Annotated in this window: 15 protein-coding genes and 1 other RNA gene; 12 read left to right on the top strand and 4 right to left on the bottom strand. The window is 37.7% G+C overall.

The genetic code is table 11. The features are described from left to right. Nucleotides 1–10 precede the first annotated feature (10 nt). Both B0I22_RS08045 and B0I22_RS08040 read right to left on the bottom strand, forming a co-directional pair. On the bottom strand, nt 11–379 hold the full coding sequence (locus B0I22_RS08045; RefSeq protein WP_133944160.1) for a hypothetical protein: 369 nt from the start codon (nt 377–379) through the stop codon (nt 11–13). 129 nt (nt 380–508) lie between these two features. Further along, nucleotides 509–679, bottom strand: a complete 171-nt coding sequence (locus B0I22_RS08040) for a lmo0937 family membrane protein (RefSeq protein ID WP_133944159.1) — start codon at nt 677–679, stop codon at nt 509–511. A 173-nt stretch (nt 680–852) separates the two neighbouring features. Here B0I22_RS08040 and B0I22_RS08035 point away from each other — a divergent pair, with 173 nt between their 5' ends. Together B0I22_RS08035 and B0I22_RS08030 are read left to right on the top strand one after the other, a co-directional pair. Beyond that, the gene (locus B0I22_RS08035; protein ID WP_133944158.1) at nt 853–1,845 is read left to right on the top strand and encodes an SDR family oxidoreductase; all 993 of its coding nucleotides are present in this window, start codon (nt 853–855) and stop codon (nt 1,843–1,845) included. A gap of 77 nt (nt 1,846–1,922) precedes the next feature. Then, entirely contained in the window at nt 1,923–2,120 is a 198-nt protein-coding gene (locus B0I22_RS08030) for a hypothetical protein (RefSeq protein WP_133944157.1), read from the top strand. A 67-nt stretch (nt 2,121–2,187) separates the two neighbouring features. Here the strand turns inward: B0I22_RS08030 and ssrA are convergent. Beyond that, nucleotides 2,188–2,587, bottom strand: a transfer-messenger RNA (tmRNA) gene (gene ssrA, locus B0I22_RS08025). Between the two features lie 621 nt (nt 2,588–3,208). Between ssrA and B0I22_RS08020 the strand changes: the two genes are divergently transcribed. The 5 genes from B0I22_RS08020 (at nt 3,209) to B0I22_RS08000 (ending at nt 8,689) form a co-directional block, all read left to right on the top strand. Further along, nucleotides 3,209–4,042, top strand: a complete 834-nt coding sequence (locus B0I22_RS08020; RefSeq protein ID WP_166668204.1) for a hypothetical protein — start codon at nt 3,209–3,211, stop codon at nt 4,040–4,042. Nucleotides 4,043–4,423: 381 nt separating this feature from the next. Then, nucleotides 4,424–5,398: a ribonucleotide-diphosphate reductase subunit beta gene (locus tag B0I22_RS08015; RefSeq protein ID WP_133944155.1), complete on the top strand. Its 975-nt coding sequence runs from the start codon at nt 4,424–4,426 to the stop codon at nt 5,396–5,398. A 441-nt stretch (nt 5,399–5,839) separates the two neighbouring features. Continuing rightward, nucleotides 5,840–7,495, top strand: a complete 1,656-nt coding sequence (locus B0I22_RS08010) for a ribonucleoside-diphosphate reductase subunit alpha (protein WP_133945134.1) — start codon at nt 5,840–5,842, stop codon at nt 7,493–7,495. A gap of 9 nt (nt 7,496–7,504) precedes the next feature. Then, complete coding sequence (locus B0I22_RS08005; RefSeq protein ID WP_133944154.1) at nt 7,505–7,732, top strand: hypothetical protein; 228 nt, start codon at nt 7,505–7,507, stop codon at nt 7,730–7,732. Between the two features lie 69 nt (nt 7,733–7,801). Further along, complete coding sequence (locus B0I22_RS08000; protein WP_133944153.1) at nt 7,802–8,689, top strand: DUF72 domain-containing protein; 888 nt, start codon at nt 7,802–7,804, stop codon at nt 8,687–8,689. A gap of 90 nt (nt 8,690–8,779) precedes the next feature. Here the strand turns inward: B0I22_RS08000 and B0I22_RS07995 are convergent, their stop codons facing one another. Next, entirely contained in the window at nt 8,780–9,076 is a 297-nt protein-coding gene (locus tag B0I22_RS07995) for a hypothetical protein (protein WP_133944152.1), read from the bottom strand. A gap of 219 nt (nt 9,077–9,295) precedes the next feature. Here B0I22_RS07995 and glyA point away from each other — a divergent pair, with 219 nt between their 5' ends. The 5 genes from glyA (at nt 9,296) to B0I22_RS07970 (ending at nt 15,056) form a co-directional block, all read left to right on the top strand. Beyond that, on the top strand, nt 9,296–10,564 hold the full coding sequence (gene glyA / locus B0I22_RS07990; RefSeq protein WP_133944151.1) for a serine hydroxymethyltransferase: 1,269 nt from the start codon (nt 9,296–9,298) through the stop codon (nt 10,562–10,564). Between the two features lie 59 nt (nt 10,565–10,623). Beyond that, nucleotides 10,624–11,094, top strand: a complete 471-nt coding sequence (locus tag B0I22_RS07985) for a regulatory protein RecX (RefSeq protein ID WP_425459596.1) — start codon at nt 10,624–10,626, stop codon at nt 11,092–11,094. 113 nt (nt 11,095–11,207) lie between these two features. Next, nucleotides 11,208–11,906: an outer membrane beta-barrel protein gene (locus B0I22_RS07980; protein WP_133944149.1), complete on the top strand. Its 699-nt coding sequence runs from the start codon at nt 11,208–11,210 to the stop codon at nt 11,904–11,906. A 79-nt stretch (nt 11,907–11,985) separates the two neighbouring features. Next, complete coding sequence (locus B0I22_RS07975) at nt 11,986–12,741, top strand: polysaccharide biosynthesis/export family protein (protein ID WP_246022168.1); 756 nt, start codon at nt 11,986–11,988, stop codon at nt 12,739–12,741. A 5-nt stretch (nt 12,742–12,746) separates the two neighbouring features. Then, nucleotides 12,747–15,056 carry a GumC family protein gene (locus B0I22_RS07970; protein WP_133944147.1) on the top strand — a complete coding sequence of 770 codons (2,310 nt, stop codon included), beginning with the start codon at nt 12,747–12,749 and terminating at the stop codon, nt 15,054–15,056. Nucleotides 15,057–15,081: the final 25 nt, after the last annotated feature.

Genomic DNA, 15,081 nt, shown 5'->3' with positions numbered 1-15,081 from the left:
GACTATTAAATCAAACCAACGGCGGATGGAAAATTTGTGAGAATAGGGAGAAATTATAAGAAGTTGAAAAATCAGAATTGATTTTTAAGTTTTCAATTAGAATAAAATCATTAGATGAAAAAGTGAATGTTTCATTAATGATAAAAGTATCTGCTAAAGCGGAAATGTTGATTCGGGAATCATTCTTAGATTGGTCTGTAGAAGACTTTGCGATTTCCTTTTTCAAATAACATTTACCGTTGCAAAGCAATTCTGGTTTCTTTTTGTTTTCGCAGAGATTTTTTGAAATGAACTTGTAATTTACCGCATAATTCATCAATGGCATCAGCGGACGCAATGCAAGGGAAAAGATGACGAAAAATGTGATAAATACTTTCAATACTAAAAATTACTACAAATATAAAGCATTATTTTTTTCGATACATCAATGATTTTGGTCACGAAAAAACCCACAAATTTGTGGGTTAGATTTTCGTTTGCAAAATGTTGCAAGTGTCATTTGGTAAATTTAATCCAAAGGCTTACGTCCTGAAATAATATTGAATAAAACCACGATAATTGCGATTACCAATAAAACGTGAACCAAATATCCTGTACTCATTCCGGGAACGATGCCCAACATTCCTAGCAGCCAAACGATGATGCAAATCACTGCTACTAGCCATAATAGATTTCTCATAACTTTTATTTTTTTGTTTATTTGAATTAATGCTAAACATATTTTGTGCCGTAATTTCAAAAACTGGAAATTGAATTTTTACAACTGCAGAAAAATTATTGTGGTATTAGAATTGATTGCTAAGGAGTTATAAAAATTATTTCTAAAATTTTTTTAATTCAAAATATACTACTATGAATTCTAATCATAATTTAACAAGAAGTTTAGCAGGAAAAACAGTCGTCATCACAGGCGGAAGCAGTGGTGTAGGAAGAGCGACGGCTGAGGCATTTGCTTTGGAAGGTTGCAACGTTGTTATTGCGTCCAGAGGACAGGAAGCTTTGGATGAAACAGTCAGCTTGTGTCGTGATTTGGGTGCGATCGCGTTAGGTGTTCCGACCGACGTTTCTGTTGCAGAAGATGTTCAAAAACTAGCTGAAGAAGCTTTGCAATTCAATGGGCGAATCGATATTTGGGTGAATAATGCTGGTGTGATGTCCAGCGGAAAATTTGAAGAAATCCCAATGGCAATCAACGAGCAGGTTATTAAAACTAATCTTTTCGGTTATATGCACGGCGCCTACAGCGTTCTACCGATTTTCAAAAAACAGGAAGAAGGAATCTTGATTAATAATGTTTCAATTGGTGGGTTTATGCCCGCGCCGTACAGTGCCGTTTATTCCTCTACAAAATTTGGAATCCGTGGAATGATGGAAGGTTTGCAAGGCGAAATTTCGGATTTTGCGAACATTCATATTTGTAATCTCTTTCCTCAAATTCAACGCTCGACAGGAAATGCACATTCTGCAAAATTCTCAGGATTGGATTTCAAAGTACCACCTTTCGCGGCGGATCCAAGAGACACAGCTTCTAAAATAGTTGAGCTAGCGAAGAATCCACGAAAAGGACTTTTCCCAGATGTTCAATCACTCATCATAAAAAACCTTTACGGACTTTTTCCAAAAACGATTATGAATACTGCGTCCGCAGCTATGCGCACTATGATGAAAATCAAAAATGCAGACCCAACCCCAGGAAACATTATGTGGCCATCTCCAAAACCCCACAGAATCTACGGCGAAACCAGTTTGCCAGTCCCGAGTAGAAAAACCAAATTAGCTTTGTTAGCAGGAATCGGATTGGGATTGTCTTATATGATTATTAAGAATAATTCTTCGAAGAAGTAAATTCTCAAAATTTAAGCAAAAACTTGTTTCTGTGTATGCTGTATTACTTTTGTTTGATTAATTATAAAAAAATCAAAATGAAAAAAGAAGTATTAAAATTTGGAACAAGAATTCGATTAACAGATTATGTGCAAGGCTATTCGGCAGGAAGTATTTTTATAATAAGTTCTTTACATAGTGATATGCAAAAGAGCTTTGAATATAATTGTTATCTTGAATCTGATAAAAGTAAAAGAAGTACATTTTTTGATGATGAATTTGAAATTATTTATTGAACGAAATAAATAGTATTCAACTAAAAAAAAACAAAAACCACTGACAATCAGTGGTTTTTGTTCTGTAAAGTGGAGTTGGAGGGATTCGAACCCTCGTCCAAACAAGCAATACATAAGATTTCTACATGCTTATTTCGCTATTGATTTTCGAGCCCAGGCAGAGAGCAAACACCCAACCTAAACCTTATCTTCTAAAATTTTCGAATCTTGGTCGAAGTGCCCAAAACCTTATTTCTGCATTGCTATGCCCCAGAATCAAACGCCGCAGAACAGAGCGTTTGTGAGACATCTTGCTTCCTTACTATCTTCGGGAAAGCGCTTGAAACCTACTAAACTTCGGATTAAGCTGCAAGAGCGAACTCTTCGTTGCCAGTTAAAATTTTGTAGCAAGGGATTTAAGAGATCGCGCTACGGTTCTCTGCATGCTTACTTACCCATTGACCTTGCTGTCGAAACCAGTCAACCCCAATTGTAAAATAAGACAACAAATTTATACAAAAAAAGCAGTCAAACAAAATCATTTATCAATCATCACTTATCATTCATAAATATCTGGGCGTATCCCTCGCCAAGCTTTTCCCACCGCTCGGGTCGGGCTGTCCGCTACAATCTTTTTGTCTTCCCACACTAAATTTACGAAAGACGATTTCAAAAAGACAAAAAGGATTTCCACTACCATCCCTTACGCAGCTTCGCAAAAATCCACCATTCCCAACATTTTGAGCTTCACTCAAAAAAATGAAGGTTCAGAAATTTAAACAAAATAAACAACCACCAAATTTCCTTCACAACCTTCTCATCAAAACAAAAAAAATCCGCACAACCAGCCAAATCTACAAGAGACTCCAAACTCTGCTAAGCGAAGCGCCTTTGCGGACCTCAAAAATATTTTCAATAATGACAAAAAATCTTAGTGCTCTTTGCGTTTAAAATCCTTAACCATAGCCAATAATTTTAACAAAATCCAAAACCTCAATTTCTAAAAAAATCACAAAACTCCTTAAAGTCGGTTAAACTACTGATTCATACAAATCAGATTCAGCATAGCAACTCAAATTAGAATTAATTTTGTGCAAAACTTTAAAACCGTGAAAATAAAATTACTCTTCCTCCTCATATTCTTTAGTTCAGTTAAGATCTTGGCGCAGTCAGATTATATTCTCGGCAACGTGGCCAATCAGGACGGCGACAAGTTGCCCACGACCCGGATTTACAACTTGCGCACAGATCAGGTAGTGCTGGCGGACAAGATGGGAAACTTCGCCATTCTCGCAAAGACGTCAGACGAATTGCGGATTGTGAAAGAAGGCTACGAGAGACAAACAGTCGTGCTCACACCCGAGAGCTTTTCCAAAAGTCTGGATGTAAAACTCACGGTCATCCCCTTAGAAATTGAAGAAGTAGCTATCGGTTTCAATCCAACTGGAAATCTCAAAAAAGACGTTCCAAAGCTCAATCCGCCTGCAAAAGTCACCGCACTCAATATGGCGATGAACAATTATATGAGAACACCAATGAACGAGGTGGCGCCAACGGCGAAAATCCCGTCAGCTTTTGCACCAAAAAATCCGGGAGAAGGTCAGCTCAGTTTATTTTCCATCGGATCTGGCGGTGGCGGACTCGTGGGAGCGCTTGCTGGATTGGCGAAAAAATCGGTGAGTTCGCCTAAAACCACCGCAAACTATGCGGAGAAGCAGGAGTTCTACAAACGCGTAAAATCTGTTATCACGCTAGATTATGCAAAATATGGCTTGGATGAGTACGACTTCGACATCTTTCTCGCTTTTGCAGATGAGGCGCACGGGCTTTCTAAGAACTACAGGAAGAATTTCAACAGAGCCGCGATAGAATCTCAACTCAAAATGGCATTCGAAGAATATATCAAGACCCATAATTTCTCCAAGAAAGTGACAGAAGGTTAATATTTTTAACCTTTTTTCGATTTGTTAATATTGGATTTGTAAGATTTGATTGTTTTGTTTAGTTGTTTTGATTAGGTTCTAAAGCGTAAATTTGATTAATGTTTAATTTAATTTAAACGAAATAATCGCCTTTAAGAATTACAAAATCCAAAGAAATCCCTATCCATCCACCTTTTAACATAATGTGGAAAACTTTTACAGATGATTGTCAGTTTTTTGACTTTTTTCCGCGCTTTGCCCTTTTATTTTCACACATCTATTTCTACTTTTGTATCTCACGTCAGAAGCTAAAAACGATTTTGTTTCCTACTTATAAACGAACAACTTACAGCGCTTCTCACTTCACAAAACAAAAATATTAATTGATAAAACTGAATGCTAATGGGAATTTTTGAGAAAAGAATAAACTACAAACCTTTTGAATATCCAGAAGTATTACAATTTATAGAGGCCATCAACAAGTCTTACTGGGTTCACTCCGAGGTAGATTTTACGGCAGATGTTCAGGATTTTCATTCTCAATTAGAACCACACGAGAAAAATGCAGTTAAAAATGCCTTGCTGGCAATTGCTCAGATCGAAGTGAACGTGAAAACCTTTTGGGGAAATCTTTACGACCACCTTCCAAAACCAGAATTGAATGGGTTGGGAGCAACATTCGCTGAGTGCGAGTTTCGCCATTCCGAGGCTTACTCCAGATTGTTGGAAGTTCTAGGTTATAATGATGAGTTTTTGGATGTGGTAAATGTTCCAGCCGTAAAAGACAGAATCGAATATCTTGGGAAAATGTTGAAAAATGCGAATTCTCAAGATCCGAAAGCTTACGTTTCTTCATTGTTGCTATTCAGTATTTTGATAGAAAATGTGTCTTTGTTCAGTCAGTTTGCGATTATTTTGTCGTTCACGAGATTCCAAGGCTATATGAAAAATGTGTCCAACATCATCGCTTGGACTTCTGTAGATGAGCAAATCCACGCGAATGGAGGAATTTATTTGATTAATAAAATCCGCGAAGAGCAACCAGACCTTTTGACGAATGCTGATATAGAATCCATTTACGATTTGGTAGATGAATCCATCGAGATGGAATCTAACATCTTGGATTGGATTTTCGAATTAGGAGAACTGAACAAGATTTCCAAAAAGAACCTTCTCGATTTTATGAAATACAGAGTAGATGACTCTTTGAAGAAAATCGGGATGAAAACGAGATATAACATTTCTGGTGAAGATTACAAACCGATGATCTGGTTCGAAGAAGAAGTTTTCGCCAACTCTATGGATGATTTCTTCGCAAAGCGTCCGGTAGATTATACGAAACACGATAAGAGTATTACGGCGAACGATTTGTTTTAGATTTCTGCTGGAAGCTTGGATGTCGGAAGATGGAAGTTTTTTGACTGCAAGTTTTGGATATGGAATTTGAAAGCGACGAAGTCGTGACATATTGGTAGAAAATTCAGACACAGCAGATTTAAGGTGCGAAGCACCGACATAATGAGCTTGAATTTATAAACAAATCCTTTCAAAGTTTCAAACGGAGAAAGGTGTAAAAAAGAAAATTTTAAGAAATAGTTGATAAATCTTGGAGTTTTCTTTTTTATGTGAAATCGTCAAAAATGGCGAAGCGCGCCCCGGCTTGAGTGGAGCTCTTTTTCTGGCATTGCGATGTGGAAATGTTCAAATGGAAAGATTCACGTCGTTCGGAATGTCAGAAAAAAGCGGGAACGGAAGACGGATAAAGGCGCCCAAAATAAAATTAATAAGTTGCTAATTCCCTAAAATATAAAAGTTATGATGGACGAAAATATAGATATCTGGTGGCTCAACGAAGAGTCTGAACAAATGTTGAACAGAGGCTACCTTTTGAAAGGTGAAACTGTAGATGGCGCAATCGACCGTATCACAACGGCAGCGGCAAAACGTCTTTACAAACCGGAATTGCAACCGGCTTTCAAAGAAATGATTGTGAAAGGCTGGATTAGTTTCTCTTCTCCTGTTTGGGCGAATATGGGAACGCAGCGTGGTTTGCCGATCTCTTGTTTCAACGTCCACGTTCCGGATAATATCGAAGGCATCACGCACAAGTTGGGAGAGGTCATTATGCAGACGAAAATCGGTGGTGGAACGTCTGGTTATTTTGGTGAATTAAGAAACAGAGGAACTGCAGTGACAGACAACGGAAAATCTTCCGGAGCAGTATCTTTTATGAAATTATATGACACGGCGATGGATGTTGTGTCGCAAGGTGGCGTGAGAAGAGGTGCGTTTGCTGCGTATCTTGACATCGACCACGGTGATATTGAGGAATTCTTGAGTATCAAAGATATTGGAAGTCCAATCCAGAACTTGTTTACAGGTGTTTGCGTTCCAGATTATTGGATGCAGGATATGATTGATGGTGATGCGGACAAACGTAAAATCTGGGCGAGAGTTTTGGAAAGCCGTCAACAAAAAGGTTTGCCTTATATTTTCTTCACAGATAATGTGAACAGAAATAAGCCTCAAGTTTATAAAGATGCAGGATTGATGGTCAATGCAAGTAACCTTTGTTCCGAGATTATGTTGCCTTCTACGGCTAACGAATCTTTCATTTGCTGTCTGTCTTCTATGAATTTGGAATTATACGACGAGTGGAAAGATACAAACGCTGTGAAATTGGCAATCTATTTCTTAGACGCAGTTTTATCAGAATTCATTGAGAAAACTGAAGGAAATTATTACCTGACTTCAGCTAGAAATTTTGCAATGCGTCACAGAGCTTTAGGTTTGGGTGTTCTTGGATACCATTCTTATTTGCAGAAAAATATGATTCCGTTCGAAAGTTTCGAGGCGACTCAGTTCAATGCGAGAGCGTTCCGTCACATCAAAGAACAATCTGAGATTGCTTCCAAAGAATTGGCAAACATCTATGGAGAGCCAGATATGTTGAAAGGTTACGGATTGAGAAACACGACGTTGATGGCTATTGCACCAACAACTTCAAGTTCTGCAATCCTTGGACAAACTTCTCCTGGAATAGAGCCATTTGCTTCCAACTATTACAAAGCTGGTTTGGCAAAAGGAAACTTTATGCGTAAGAACAAATATTTGGCGAAATTGTTAGACGAAAAAGGTCTTGATAACGAAGAAACTTGGAGAACGATTATGCTAAACCACGGTTCTGTACAGCATCTTGAAGGATTGTCTGATGAGGAAAAAGCGGTATTCAAAACGTTTAGAGAGATCTCTCCAATGGAGATTGTTTCTCAGGCGGCGCAAAGGCAACAATATATTGACCAAGCGCAGTCGCTTAACTTGCAGATTCCATCTACAATGCCAGTAAAAGACGTGAACTACGTAATGATTGAAGCTTGGAAGAAAGGTGTTAAAACCTTGTATTACCAAAGAAGTTCATCAGTTTCCAAGGAGATGATGGTGAACTTTGTGACTTGCTCTGCTTGTGAAGCTTAATATCTTATAATGGATAATAGTTTTGAAATTATAAAAGAGAGGAGAAGTTGCTTTGATGATAAATTATTAATGATTCAAGAGGATTTTAAAGTTTTCTTCGAGAATAGGAAAATTTTAGATTATATAGTTACTACTCATACAGCAACAGGAATTGGATTATTTAAGATTGATGAAGAAATACCTTTAGAAATTAAGAATAAAATTGAAAATGCATTTAATGAGTGCTATAAAAAATGATTTTAAAACCACAGAATTTTCTGTGGTTTTTTTGTTAACTTTAAACCTCGAACTTTAAATCAAATTCCAATGAAATTCGGACAAGTCCCAGATCCTTCGCAGATAGATTTTACATTACCAAAAGATCATTCTCAAACCAAATTCATTCTCGAGCAGAATAAAAAAGGTTTGGAAAATATCTCCATCGGTTGTGCAAAATGGAACAAAACCGATCTCAAAGGTTTTTATCCGAAAGGAACTAAAGATGAGCTGACGTATTATTCCACACAATTCAATTCAATTGAGTTGAATGCGACTTTCTACGGAATGCCAACTGCAGAACAAGTTCAGACGTGGAAAGAGAAAACACCGAAAGATTTCAAATTCTTCCCGAAGATTACTAATACGGTTTCCCACTTTCGAAGATTGCTTAATATTACAGATGTGGTTACACAATTCGCTTCGGCAGTTTTGAATTTTGATGAAAAGTTAGGAATGGTTTTTCTTCAGCTTCACGATAACTTTAAACCAAAAGATTATGAGCGTTTGGAAAAATTCGTTCAGGATTGGCCAAAAGAAGTTCCGTTAGCAATCGAACTCAGAAATACGGAATGGTTCACAGACGAAGAAGTTTTCAATACGGTTTGCGAATTGTTTGAAATGAATCAAATTACAAATATCATCGTTGATACAGCCGGACGACGAGATATGCTTCATATGCGATTGACAACACCGAATGCTTTCATCCGCTACGTTGGTGCCAATGCCGACAGCGATTATGAAAGATTGGAAGATTGGCTGGAAAGATTGACCAAATGGAAAAAAGAAGGTTTACAAAATCTTTATTTCTTTGTTCATCAAAATATCGAAAAAGCATCGCCGTTATTATCATCACATTTAATTCAAAAAATGAATGAAGATTGGAAGACTGATATTCACATTCCTGTAATGGCAGATGGCCAACCGACTTTATTCTAAAAGATATTCAAGAAAACAAAAATTCCCTTCAATCTGAAGGGAATTTTATTTTGAAAAGTGTCAGTCTGAGGCTCTCGAAGACAATAAAAATTAAGCCAAAAACTTCAGCTCTTTATCCTTGAAATTATTATTCTCAACCAATTTGTTCATCGCCTTCATTGTTTGCTTGCGAAGTTTTGCAAGGATACGGACGTTTTTGTCATCGCTGTAATCAAAAATTGTGTCTTCAAAAGAAAAAACATCACCTTTTTTGAAACTGATATTATTTTCTTTCAATTCTTTCAGAAGCATAAGATTGGTCATCACTTTTAGAGCTGTACTTTCGGCAGCTTCCATATGTTTCAGAGATTTCAGGAGTTCTTTTTTATATTGTTTTTTAGATTTCATAACTTTTTTTATTAATGGGATGTAAACTTAGTTAATAATATCTGGAGTATCAAATAACTTTTTTAAAACCATCAGCTTTTGGGCATTTCTAACTTGTTACAAGTCATTTTAAAATGAATAGAATCCGGTTGCGTATTCAAAAGAATGATTTTAATTCAGACTTAAAGTTATAAAAATATCTCGAAAATTTCTTACTTTTGGGAAAAATAAATCTAAAAAATGCAGGACCCAATTTTCGACCTTATTGAGAAAGAAAGACAAAGACAAACCCACGGAATTGAATTGATTGCTTCGGAAAATTTTGTTTCCGAAAATGTGATGAAAGCAATGGGAAGCGTGCTCACCAACAAATATGCAGAAGGCTATCCGGGCAGACGTTATTATGGCGGTTGCGAAGTGGTAGATGAGGTAGAACAGTTAGCAATCGACAGAGCTAAAGAGCTTTTCGGCGTAGATTATGTGAACGTTCAGCCACATTCTGGTTCTCAGGCCAACGCAGCAATTTATCTTTCAATCTTGAAACCAGGCGACAAAGTGATGGGAATGGATCTTTCTATGGGCGGGCATTTGACACACGGTTCTGCGGTTAATTTCTCAGGAATTCAGTACGAAGTTTGCTCTTATGGGGTTCAAAGAGAAACGGGTTTGATTGATTATGACCAAATGAGAGAAATGGCTTTGAGAGAAAGACCTAAGATGTTGATTGCTGGATTCTCTGCTTATTCCAGAGATTTGGATTATGCCAAATTCCGTGAAGTGGCAGATGAAATCGGTGCAACACTTTGGGCTGATATTGCACATCCTGCAGGTTTGGTGGCAAAAGGGCTTTTAAATAATCCATTCGAACATTGCCATGTAGTGACGACGACGACTCACAAAACCCTGAGAGGTCCAAGAGGAGGAATGATTATGATGGGCAAAGATTTCGAAAATACCTACGGACACAAAACACCGAAAGGCGAAACCAAATTGATGAGCGCAGTACTTGATAGCGCAGTATTCCCAGGAATCCAAGGTGGTCCTTTGGAACACGTGATTGGGGCAAAAGCAGTAGCCTTTGCAGAAGCGATTGATTCCAAATTCGAAACCTATGCAAAACAAGTGAAAGCAAACGCACAGGCACTTTCAAAAGCAATGGTAGGTTTAGGTTTCGAAATCGTAAGTGGCGGAACGGACAATCATCTGATGCTAATCGATTTACGAAACAAAAACGTAAACGGAAAAGAAACCGAAAAAGCTTTGGTAAAAGCGGACATTACTTGTAACAAAAATATGGTACCGTTTGATGATAAATCACCTTTTACAACTTCTGGAATCAGATTGGGAACAGCAGCTATTACGACAAGAGGACTTAAAGAAAATGATATGGAAACCATTGCGGGATTGATTTCTGAAGTGGTAGATGATATCAAGAATGATAATGCGTTGGAGGCGGTTAAAAAGAAAGTCAATCAATTGATGGAAGGAAAAGAGCTTTTCAACTATTAATTAAAATATAAATACCACAATAAAAGAATGGACAGTTTCGTTCATTCTTTTTTGTTGGAATCAAAATGGAGAAGAAATCTTATACATTTGACGAAATCAAACAAAAGCTGGTCAACTATTGCGTGTACCAAGATCGTTGCCACGCGGAGGTCGAGCAGAAGATGCGAGACTTCTTATTGATTCCGGAAGCCAAGGATGAGATTTTTCTCTATTTGATGAAGGAAAACTATCTGAACGAAGAGCGTTTTACGAGGAGTTACATCCGGGGCAAATTTTACATCAAACATTGGGGCAAGACCAAAATCAAAATAAACCTCAAGCAGAAAGGCGTGACAGAAAAACTGATTTCTAAATCGATGGATGAGATTGATGACGAGGATTACGAAAAAACGATCAGAAAAATCTACGAAGATTATTTTTCCAAACAGAAAGGCTTGAAAGAATATCAGAAAAAAAGCAAGACAATCAAATATTTACTGTCGCGCGGATTCGAATACGATGTAGTTTTAGACCTTATGAATAAAGATTAGATTCTAACATTAACTTAAATTAATATAGCAAATTAATGAGGGCATTAAAATATTTTCTTAAAATTAATAAAAAATTCTTAATTTCGTCCCAAATTTGATTAACTAAAAATTCGATGAAAAAACTATCAATCATATTGTCTCTCTTTGCATTAGGGTTTACAAGCGCTCAGTCCTTTAAGTATGGGGTTACTGCTAATTTTCATAAAGGCTCAACGGTGAATATCCATGACAGATCCAAAGGAAATTTTGGGGGAGGTATTGGAGCGTTTGCAGATTTTTCTTTAGTAGAGAATGATATTTACGACTCGGCGTGGTTGTATTTTAGTCCGCAATTAGAGTTTAGTATGGAAGGCGAGAGAGGGCAGGCGTGGAATAATGCAGATGTAGCGGTACAGAAGTACAACAATTATTACATTGCGATGCCGCTTTATATCAAATATTTTTTTAAAAATCATGGATATAAATCAGATATTTATGTGATGGTGGGTCCGAAATTGGAATTTCTTGCTTCTAATAAAGTAGATGAAAAGGAGGCGATAGAATATGCCAACGCTAGAGGCTATACGAATAATCCAACAGCCATTGCTATGGGGGCGAAGTCCCTTAGTAGTATAGGTTTGGATAATAAGATAGCAAAATTTGGTTATGGCGTTTCTCTGGTAGCGGGTGTGAAAATAGATGAAAAATGGAATGTATTTATAAGATTTGACAGAGGGCTTTCAAAAGTCTACCCAGATTACACCAAGTATAACACTTACAATAGAATGTTAGGCATCGGGATCAACTATTACATAGGAGAGTCTAACTACTAATATTTATTAATAAACTGTAATAGATTATCAATATCTTTGCAGGATTCCAATGAAAAAACCATTATTTTTTTTGCTTATCATGTTCTTAGTTTGGTCTTGCAAGCCAAAGCAGAATATGATTTATATGAGCAACCACAACTTTGAGCAGGAAGTGTCGCAGGCACGTTATGAAGGGCTTCGCATTCAGGAAGGTGACGTTTTGGAGGTTGTAGTGACTGCATTAGATGATTTAGCTGTTAAACCTTTTAACAAGACTACGATGCAACAGACTGGTGAAGAAGGAAGAGGTGGCGGAATGAGATTGGGAAATAATGAATATCAGATTACTTCTGAAGGCTATATGGTATTCCCTGTTTTGGGTAATATCTACTGCAAAGGGATGACAAAACAGCAACTCAAAGCAGAGCTGGATGACCGTTTGAAACAATACCTTACAGACCCGGTTGTTACAATTAGACACATCAATTTTAACATTAGCGTATTAGGAGATGTTGGCAGTCCTGGGCAAAAAAGCAGCCCTACCGAAAAACTAAATATTTTACAGGCATTGGCATTGGCAGGAGATATGAGAGATTCTGCGGATAGAACACGCGTTAAGTTAATTCGTTATTCGGAAGAGTCTGGAAAAGACATTACCTATTCTTTAGACCTTTCTGAGGCAGCTATTGTCAATTCGCCCTATTATTATTTACAACAGAATGACATCCTGTATGTAGAGCCCGATCGCAACAAGCAGATTGCGGCCAATACCACGAATCCAAATCGAGCTTTGTTTTTACAGATTATGGGGGTAGTGATAGGATTAGTAACCTTTGTGATTGCAATAGCAAAATAATTTTTATGGAGTTAATGGAGAGCCAGACGGCGGTGAAGAAGACAAAACTCAACCTCAAAAAAGAGGTGTTAAAATACCTGCGCTATTGGTATTGGATTCTGTTGAGTATGCTCATATTTTATGCTGGAGCTAAGATTTATTTGCGTTACACCACACCACAATACCTTTCAAAAACCACTTTGCAATTTCCACAGTCCAAAACCAAAGGTGGTGTGCCGCTTACGGATTTAACGACTTTAGGGAACGGTTTGGGTGGTGACTCTGAACTGCAGGGAGAGGCGACTGCTATTTTATCCAAACCCATTTTGGCAAAAGTAGTAGGGCAGTTGGATTTAAATACGAGTTTCTATGGGGTGGGGGCTATTAAAGAAAACGAACTCTACACATCCTCGCCTTTGCAGGCAAAGATTTTGTCGATATCCAATCCTAAATTTTCTGCAGCTTCATACATCGTAACCCCTATCGGTAATAACAAATACAAACTTTCAGAAGGAGCGCTTAGCAAAAACAAAAGCGAGTTCAGTTTTGGACAAGTAGCAGAATTACCTTTTGGGAAAGTGATTTTAAATTTGAAGCCAGGAAGAAAATCTTTTGAAGCCGTTAAAGTAATTTTTAGAAGCACGGCTAGCATCGTTTCATCATTAGAAAAATCGGTTTCAGTCACCTTGCCACCCAATAAAGGATTGATGATGGAGTTGAGTCTCACGGGGCCAGTTCCTGGGAAGTCAGAGGATATTTTGAATAGCATCACTTCGCTTTATAATGTGGAAGGAGTCAAAGATCGCAACTTGGAAGCGCAGAACACTCAGGATTTCATCAATGGAAGACTGGAGATTATTTCTGGAGATTTGTCTGGTATAGAAGGTGAAAAGGAAAGTTTCAAACGCCAAAACGAGATTACAGATTTGGATACGCAAGCCAATTTAGCGGTCAATAATGCAAATACCAATAATCAGCAGTTGGTGGTTTATACCACCCAGTTGGATTTGGTAAATTCTATATATAAGGCTAGTTCCGCCGAAAGATTGTTACCATCTAATATGGGGCTTTCTTCTGTCACAGAAGGTTACATTGCGAAGTATAATGAAATGTTGCTGACGAGGAACAAAACCTTAAAACAAGCAACTGCACAAAATCCATCTGTCATTCAATTAAACCGAGATATAAGTGAAATGCGGGGGCTGATTCGTGACAATCTGATGGAGTCCAAATCGACTTTGCAAATGCAGATCGCACAATTGCAGGGACAGCTGAATGCAGATCGTACAAAGATTTATAATTACCCTACTCAGGAGAAAGTATTCAGAGGGATTGAGCGTCAGCAAAACCTCAAAGAGCAATTATATTTGTATTTATTACAAAAAAGAGAAGAGAATGCCATTACTTTGGCGGTTACGGCGCCAAAAGCAAAGGTGATCAATCCGGCATACACCATCGGGATCGTAAAGCCGGATAAGCAACAGATTACTTTAGGGGCAACTTTGGCTGGTTTGTTATTACCATTAGCGATTATGTTTGCGATATATGCTTCGGATACAAAAGTACATACAAGAGATCAGGTGCTGGCACACATTGCAAATGCTTCCGTCATCGCAGAGATACCTTCTAATGAAAATGATGCCAAAGCCTTATCCAAAAATGATTTCACAGTATTCGCAGAATCATTTAGAATGCTGACCTCCAATGTCAAATTTATTTTGAGATCACGAGAGAATGGAACCAATGGAGGCGTACTTCTCGTGACATCCTCTATCAAAGGCGAAGGAAAAACAACCATAGCCATCAATACAGCTTTAGCGTTTGCCGGAGCATCCAAAGTTTTAATTATCGGCGCAGATATTCGCAGTCCGCAGCTACACCGTTTCATTAAGGAGAGCAAAAAAGGTCTTACAGACTATTTGATTTCTGATGATTCATCGCCCGAGTCTTACATTGTGCCTTCTGGCCTTCATCCCAACTTAGACGTGTTATTCAGTGGGGCAATTGCACCCAATCCCAATGTGCTGCTGGATATGAAGAAATTCGATCTGATGATTAAGAATCTAAAGCAGAAATATGAATATATTATTTTGGACTCTGCACCAGTGATGCTGGTGAGCGACACTTTGCATTTGATGAGTAAGGCAGATTCCATATTGTATGTGATCAAGTCTGGCTACACAGATATGAAAATGTTAGATTTTGCAGAGGAATTCCAACAGTCGCACGAGTTCAATAATATTTCATTTGTACTAAATAATGTTAAGCCAGAGGACAGCCGATATGGTAGTAAGTATGGCTATGGATATTTTGCAGATGAAAAAAGGAAAAAGTAAGAAATCCAATTTTTATCAATCCCCA

It is taken from the genome of Epilithonimonas xixisoli, from assembly GCF_004365655.1.
GTDB lineage: Bacteria > Bacteroidota > Bacteroidia > Flavobacteriales > Weeksellaceae > Epilithonimonas > Epilithonimonas xixisoli.
The sequence above is the reverse complement of the archived record's forward strand: the minus strand, read 5'-3'. Positions and strand labels throughout refer to the sequence as shown.